1 protein-coding gene is annotated in these 563 nt (G+C 68.9%); it reads right to left on the bottom strand.

Annotation, left to right across the window (positions count from 1 at the left end; genetic code table 11):
• Positions 1-563: ketoacyl-synthetase C-terminal extension domain-containing protein (locus AC5Y31_RS21805; protein ID WP_499982979.1), on the bottom strand; the 563-nt coding region annotated here is incomplete at both ends.

Here is a 563-nt window from a genome sequence, read left to right as displayed (position 1 = left end):
GTGTGTGCGACGTCGGCCAGCGGCACGTCGGCGCCGGCGCCGGTCAACCACTGCGCCAGCACACCGGCGGTGGCCGCGATCCGCGCCGGCGACTTACCCGACACCACCAACGTCTGCACCACCGGCTCAGCAACCGGCCCGGCCGCCTCAACCGCCTCGACGACCGGGGCCTGCTCGATCACCACATGCGCATTGGTGCCCGACACCCCAAACGAAGACACCCCCGCCCGCCGCGGACGCGACACCGCCGGCCACGCCATCGCCTGCGCGGCGATCTGGAACTTCGACGCCCCCGCACCGGCATTCGGCGTCAACTCCGAAAAGTTCAGGTGCCGCGGAATGAAACCCTGCTGCACCGACAGCACCGTCTTGATGAAACCCGCGACACCCGAAGCCGATTCAAGATGCCCCAGATTCGTCTTCACCGAGCCCAGCACCAGCGGCGCCGAGGAACCACGCTCACCAAACACCGCCGCCAGCGCATCCAACTCGATCGGATCACCCAGCGCGGTGCCGGTGCCGTGCGCCTCGACGTAGTCGATATCACCCGGCTCCAACCGCGC

It is taken from the genome of Mycobacterium sp. NGS18 (assembly GCF_059813185.1).
Note: the sequence above shows the minus strand (reverse complement) of the source record. Positions and strands in the feature narration are given on the sequence as shown.